Raw genomic sequence first — 6,332 nt, 5'->3', positions numbered from 1 at the left:
AACCAGCAAGAGCGGACACCTGGTTTCCCAAGTGCCCGCTCTCACAACCGACTTCACAGTCGGGACGACAGGATTTGAACCTGCGACCCCTTGACCCCCAGTCAAGTGCGCTACCAAGCTGCGCCACGTCCCGTGGTCTCGGTGCCTGCAGCGAGGGCCTGGGGGGCTCTGCTGTGGGCTTCTCGACCTTGTCCCCGGTGTCCCGGCGACGTGGAAAACAATACAGCACGTCGGGGGGTGCTCGCTGCCAGGTTTGGGGGTGGGGTGGGTCAGGGGGTCGGGTGGCGGGCGTCGTAGGCGAGGAAGGCAGGGCGGCGGGCGGCGAGGAGGAGGACGGCGGCGACGCAGGCGAGGCCGCCGCTGATCACGGAGGTGGTGGGGTTGGTGAGGGCGGCGACGGTGCCGGACTCGAAGTCGCCGAGGCGGGGGCCGCCGGCCACGACGACGATGAAGATCCCCTGGAGGCGGCCGCGCATCTCGTCGGGGGCGGCGACCTGCATCATCGTGTTGCGGAAGATCATGCTGACGGTGTCGGCGCAGCCCGCGACCGCGAGGAGCAGGAGGCCGAGCCAGAGGTTGTGGAGGACGCCGAAGGCGGCGATGGCCAGACCCCAGGCGGCGACGGCGGCGAGGACGGCGACGCCCTGGCGGTGGATGCGGCCGACCCAGCCGGAGAAGAGCGCGCCGGTCAGGGCACCGACGGCCGGGGCGGAGACCAGCAGGCCGACGGTGCCGGCGTCGCCGCCGTAGAAGGTGATCGCGATGGCGGGGAAAAGGGCGCGGGGCATTCCGAAGACCATCGCGGCCAGGTCGGCGAGGAAGCTGGTGCGCAGGTTGGGCTGCTCGCGCAGGAAGCGGAGGCCGTCGAGGACGGAGGCGCGACCCTTGCGCTCGCCGAGCGGGCGCATGGCGGGCAGGCGCCACATCGCGTAGAGGGTGCCGGTGAAGGCTACGGTGTCGACCAGGTAGGCGGCTTGGGCTCCGTACGCGCCGATCAGGACGCCGCCGAGCATCGGGCCGATGGTGAGGCCGAGGTTCATGCTGACGGTGTTCAGGGCGTTCGCGGCCGGGAGCTGGTGGCTGGGTACCAGCCGGGGGATCATCGCGGAGCGGGCGGGCGAGCTGAGGGCGAAGAATCCGGCCTGGACGGCGACGGCCGCGTAGAGGACGGCGACCAGTCCGAGGCCGGCCAGGGCCTGCGCGGCCAGGACCGCGGAGACGACGGCGAGGCCGCCCGAGCCGATCAGGCCGAGCCTGCGCCGGTCGACGGTGTCGGCGATCGCGCCGCCGTAGAGGCCGAAGACGACCAGCGGGACGAGGGAGAAGATGCCGACGAGGCCGGTCGCGAAGGCGGAGCCGGTCAGGTCGTAGACCTGGACGGAGACGGCGACGGCCGTCATCTGCTGGCCGATGGAGGAGACGGCCTGACCGGACCAGACCCGGCGGTAGTCGGCGTTCTCGCGCAGCGGGCTGAGGTCGGCGAACGCACGCCGGTACCACGGCGCGCCGGTGGCCACCGGGTCCGCCGGCAGGTCACCGACTGCCTCGGTGCCGGGCGATGCGGGACCGGGCGATGCGGGGCCGGACGGCGCGGCACCGGCCTGGGGAACGACACCCGAAGCGGCACCGGCACCGGCGTCGGGAGCGAGACCGGTGGCTGCGGCACCGTCCGCCGGATCGGCCCCGGGTCCGGCCGCGGGCGGTGCGTCCGCCGACGCGGCGGAGGTGGAATGTTGATCGTTCGACATGTTCCCATGCTCCGCCCCGCCCCCGGACGCCCCCGCGGCGGGGCCGCCCTTGGCCCGGAACCCCGTGACGGCTACCTGCTCAGCACCTGCTTCTCCCCCGCCTCGACCGCGAAGTCCAGCCGGTTGCCGGGCGGCGGGAAGGGGCAGATGAAGTGGTCGGAGAAGGCGCAGGGCGGCAGGTAGGCCCGGTTGAGGTCGAGGACCGTACGGCCGTCGGCATCCGGTGCCGGCAGGGTGATGAAGCGGAAGCGGTAGGTGTCGATGCCGCTGCCGGCGTCGGCGAACACGCCGCTGAGGAGGTCGCCCGACCGGCTGACGGTCAGCGTGCGGTGCTCGCCGGCCACGGTGAAAGCGATCTGCCCGGTGACGGCCAGCGGGCGCTCCTTGCCGTCCGCGTTCGGGACCACGACCGACCGGTCCTCGTCCTCGAACGGGGTGAAGACCGCGGGCACGGCCCACTCGGGTGCGTAGGGATGGGCCGAGATGCCCGCGAAGGCGACCCGGCCCGGCGCGGCCGGGTCGAAGACCCGCAGGGCCAGTTCGCCCTCGCGCTCGATCGGGACGAGCAGCAGGTCGCCCAGGGTGGCGGTGTCGGCTGCCGGGTCGCTGTCCGGGCGCAGCAGCACCTCGCCGTCCACCGGCGTGTCCGCGCCGGTCACGGTGATGCCGTCGCCCGCCGCCGCCCGGACCCGGACGCCCTCGGCGTCGGCCCACCAGCGACCGGGCAGGCCGGGGATCTCGCCGGGCTCGGGCTCCAGCCAGTACGTGCCGGTGAGTGCCAGCTGGCCGTGCGGTGCGCTCACGGACGCGGCCCGCCCGTTGCTCCAGTGCTTCCAGTCCTCCGCGGCCGTCGCCGTCATCGGTCCACCCTCCCGGTCGGTCCGGGGACGGCCCGCTGTTCGGGCCGCCCGTCTCGATCATCCACAACACCGTCCGCCCGGACGGATCATTCCCACCGGTCCGCGGCCGCCGAAACCGCGACGCGGCCACCCGGCGCGCCTTCCCGTCTCACCGCTTCAACGGCCGGAACAGCCCCTCCTGCACCACGGACACCACCAGCTGTCCGGTCCGGTCGAAGATCTGCCCGCGGGCCAGGCCCCGGGCGCCGTGCGCGATCGGGGCCTCCTGCTGGTAGAGCAGCCAGTCGTCCGTCCGGAACGGCCGGTGGAACCACATCGCGTGGTCCAGGGAGGCCATGTCGAAGTGGCGCTCGCCCCACAGCGGCTCGACGGGGGCCCGGACGGCGTCCAGCAGCGTCATGTCGCTGGCGTAGGTGAGGGCGCAGACGTGGATCAGCGGGTCGTCCGGCAGCCGGCCGTTGGTGCGCAGCCAGACACCGCTGCGCGCCTCGACGCCGGCCAGCTCCTCCTTGGTCCAGCGCAGCCGGTCGACGTAGCGGATGTCGAAGGGCTGGCGGCGGCTGATGAACGGGGGCAGTTCGCCGAGCCGGGAGCCGACCTCCTCCAGTGCGCTGGGCAGCTCCTCGGGCGGGGTGACGTCCGGCATCGGGTACTGGTGCTCGATGCCGCCCTCCTCGGGTCTGTGGAAGTCGGCGGTGAGCGCGAAGATCGACCGGCCGCCCTGGATGGCGAGCACCCGGCGGGTGGTGAAGGATCGGCCGTCCCGGATCCGGTCGACCTGGTAGACGATCGGCACGCCGGGCACACCGGGGCGCAGGAAGTAGGCGTGCAGCGAGTGGACGGGGCGCTTGTCCTCGACCGTGCGGCCCGCGGCCACCAGCGCCTGCCCGGCGACCTGGCCGCCGAAGGTCCGCTGCAGTGCCTCCTCGGGGCTGCGGCCGCGGAAGATGTTCAGTTCGATCTGCTCCAGGTCGAGCAGATCGACGAGGTCGTCGACGGGGGTACCCATGAGCGTGCTTCCTCTCCGGACCCCGATCCCCTCGGATGCGGACTCCGATCGAATTCTCCAGCTCACTCGAATTCTCCGGCGACCCGGGTCATTCCCGCTCACCGTGTCCGAGCCACCGTTTCACTCGAACGAGTAGACGAGTCGACGAGCGGATGACGGAAGCGGCGGGCCCGGCCGAGCCCTCCCGGGCAGCCGCCGCTACGCCCCCAGCCCCGACTCCCGCACCGTGATGTTGAGTCGCCCCACCAGTCCCAGCTCCGGGTCCGCCGTTCCCGGCAGCGTGCGCACCACCCCGTGGTAGGCGAACCGGGACGGGCCGCCGAACACCAGCAGGTCCCCGCTGCGCAGCTCCAGGTCGGTCCACGGCCGGGTCCTGGTCTCGGTGTTCCCGAGCCGGAAGACGCAGCGGTCACCGAGCGAGAGCGAGACCACGGGCGCGTCCGTCCGCTCGTCGCGGTCCTGGTGCAGGCCCATCTTCGCGCCGTGCGGGTAGTGGTTGACGATGGCGATGTCCGGCTCGTACGACGCGGTGCCCGCGACCTCCGGCAGCGCCTGCCCGTACGCCTCGGCGACGGCCCGGCGGGCGAGGCGGCCCAGCTCGGGCGGGAACGGCTTGACGGGCGCGCCGTCCTCGGCGACCCGCCGGTACCCGTACGGGTACCAGTGCCACCCCAGGCTCACCATCCGTACGGACATCATCCCGCCGGTGGGCATCCGCACCGTGTGCAGACCGGCCGGCGGACGGGCCCACTCCCGGCAGGCGGCGATCAGGCGCAGCTGCGCGTCCAGGTCCAGCCAGCCGGGGAGCAGCACGGCGCCGGGAGCGGGCTCGACGCGCGCCCGGCCGTCGGGCCCGGGTCCACCGGAAGCCTCAGAAGACCCGGAAGACCCGGACGTCCCGGCAGTCCCGGAAGCTCGTGCGGCTGCGGCAGCGGCAGCGGCAGCGGCAGCGCGCCCGGCGCCGTCAGCCCCTGGCAGATCACCGAACAACTCGCCCTGGATCACCCCACCATCCTCCCGCACCGACCCCACCGGGAACCGCCCCAGCCCCGTTCCGGTCCCGACCAGCCCCGTCAGGCCAGCCCCAACTCCCTCGCGCAGGACGGCCAGGCCCCCCACCCCTGCCGCCGGACGATCTCCTCGCCGACGGTCGTCTGCTCCCGCCGACCGGCGTGGTCCGGCCGGTCGGCGAAGCGCAGGCCGTCGGACTCCTCCCACGTGGAGGGCCGGATCTGCAGTCCGCCGTAGAAGCCGTTGCCGGTGTTCGCCTGCCAGTCGCCGCCGCTCTCGCAGTCGGCCAGCGCGTCCCACACCAGATCCGCGACCCGGACGGCCGCACTCGCCCGCGCACCGCCCGTGGGCAGGGCCAGCACCAGCGCCAGCGCGGCACCGACCCGAAGCACAACCCGACGTCGGCCCACACGTTCATCACGCGATTGCGACATGGCAGCCGACCCTAGACATGCCACGAGCCGCCCGCCACGGAACGCCGACGGCCGCTCCCCCACTCGGCGGAATATCCGCGCGAGGGGGGGAGCGGCCGTGGAAGCCGGAGCCGGTGAACGCCCGGGCAAGCGGTGCCAGCCGCTCACGAAGCCTCAGGACCTCGAAGCCCCGACAGCTTCAGCAGCCTCGACGGTTTCAGCAGCTCGGCAGCTCAGACGTTCGGCAGCTCAGCAGCTCAGACGTTCAGCAGCTCAGATGCTCAGGGTCTGACCCGGGAAGATCAGGTCCGGGTTGCCACCGATGACCTTGGCGTTGTTCTTGTACAGGTCGTGCCAGTCCAGGCCCTGCGCGGCGGCGATGGAGCTCAGGGTGTCACCGGACTTGACGGTGTAGTTGCCCTTGGCCGGCTTGGCGTCGTTCGAGCCGGTCCAGGCCTTGGCGCCCTGGTCGGCCTTCGGGGCAGCCTTCGGGGCGGTGGCCTTCGGCGCGGCGTCAGCCTTCGGGGCGGCCTTGGGCGCAGCGGCCTTCGGGGCCGGCGCCGGCTTGGCGGCCGGGGCGGCGGGCTTGGCAGCCGGGGCGGCCGGCTTGGCGGCGGTGGCGCCCGCCGAGGTGTCGACGGCGGCCGGGGCGCCGCCCTTGGTCAGGCCGGCCTTGACGGAGCAGACGGGCCAGGCGCCCGGACCCTGCGAGGCGAGGACCTTCTCGGCGACGGCGATCTGCTGCGCCTTGGTGGCCAGGTTGGCCTGCGAGGCGTAGGCGGTGCCGCCGTAGGCGGCCCAGGTGCTGGAGGTGAACTGCAGACCGCCGTAGAAACCGTTGCCGGTGTTGATGGCCCAGTTGCCGCCGCTCTCGCACTGGGCGACGGCGTCCCAGGTGGAGACGGAGGCGGCGGAGGCCGAGGTGGCCGTGACGAGGCCGGCCACCGGCAGGGCCGCGACAGCGGCGCCCGCCACGACAGCCATCCGAACGCGGTTGCGCTTGGTGACGGCGGAGGTGGTGGCAGCGGCGTTCTCGTTACGGAAGGTCATGGGGTTCCTCTCGACAGCCCCGGGCGGGCATGCGGAACCAGGCCCCGTGAGGGGCCGCGTTCGCCTGCCGCGTCCGTCGGGCGGCCGTGCACGTGTCGGACGTGCCGCTGCCGCCCCGGCCACCCAGCCGCTCGCCGACGACCTGTTCGAGCGGTCGTGTCGGCGGGCACCTGCCGCGCCCGGCGGACCGGGGGGCTGTGCGTCGGGGGTGATCCCGGGTGGCGCTCGTTGCGCCGACCAA

Annotated in this window: 6 protein-coding genes and 1 tRNA gene; all 7 read right to left on the bottom strand. The window is 73.4% G+C overall.

Annotated features, from left to right (window positions below; translation table 11 throughout):
• Nucleotides 1–59 precede the first annotated feature (59 nt).
• Nucleotides 60–133: transfer RNA gene (locus ACIGG8_RS38295), tRNA-Pro, on the bottom strand.
• Nucleotides 134–269: 136 nt separating this feature from the next.
• Nucleotides 270–1,748: an MFS transporter gene (locus tag ACIGG8_RS38290; RefSeq protein ID WP_396553214.1), complete on the bottom strand. Its 1,479-nt coding sequence runs from the start codon at nt 1,746–1,748 to the stop codon at nt 270–272.
• Between the two features lie 71 nt (nt 1,749–1,819).
• Entirely contained in the window at nt 1,820–2,608 is a 789-nt protein-coding gene (locus ACIGG8_RS38285; protein ID WP_396553213.1) for a DUF1684 domain-containing protein, read from the bottom strand.
• Nucleotides 2,609–2,756: 148 nt separating this feature from the next.
• Complete coding sequence (locus ACIGG8_RS38280) at nt 2,757–3,617, bottom strand: acyl-CoA thioesterase (RefSeq protein WP_396553212.1); 861 nt, start codon at nt 3,615–3,617, stop codon at nt 2,757–2,759.
• Between the two features lie 198 nt (nt 3,618–3,815).
• Nucleotides 3,816–4,430 (bottom strand): alpha-ketoglutarate-dependent dioxygenase AlkB, encoded by a 615-nt coding sequence (locus ACIGG8_RS38275; RefSeq protein ID WP_396553211.1) that lies wholly within the window; start codon nt 4,428–4,430, stop codon nt 3,816–3,818.
• Between the two features lie 260 nt (nt 4,431–4,690).
• Nucleotides 4,691–5,020, bottom strand: coding sequence for a transglycosylase family protein (locus tag ACIGG8_RS38270; RefSeq protein WP_396553210.1), 330 nt, complete (start codon nt 5,018–5,020; stop codon nt 4,691–4,693).
• A gap of 294 nt (nt 5,021–5,314) precedes the next feature.
• Entirely contained in the window at nt 5,315–6,091 is a 777-nt protein-coding gene (locus ACIGG8_RS38265) for a transglycosylase family protein (protein WP_396553209.1), read from the bottom strand.
• Nucleotides 6,092–6,332: the final 241 nt, after the last annotated feature.

Source organism: Kitasatospora sp. NPDC085464 (assembly GCF_044541955.1).
Classification (GTDB): domain Bacteria; phylum Actinomycetota; class Actinomycetes; order Streptomycetales; family Streptomycetaceae; genus Kitasatospora.
The sequence above is the reverse complement of the archived record's forward strand: the minus strand, read 5'-3'. Positions and strand labels throughout refer to the sequence as shown.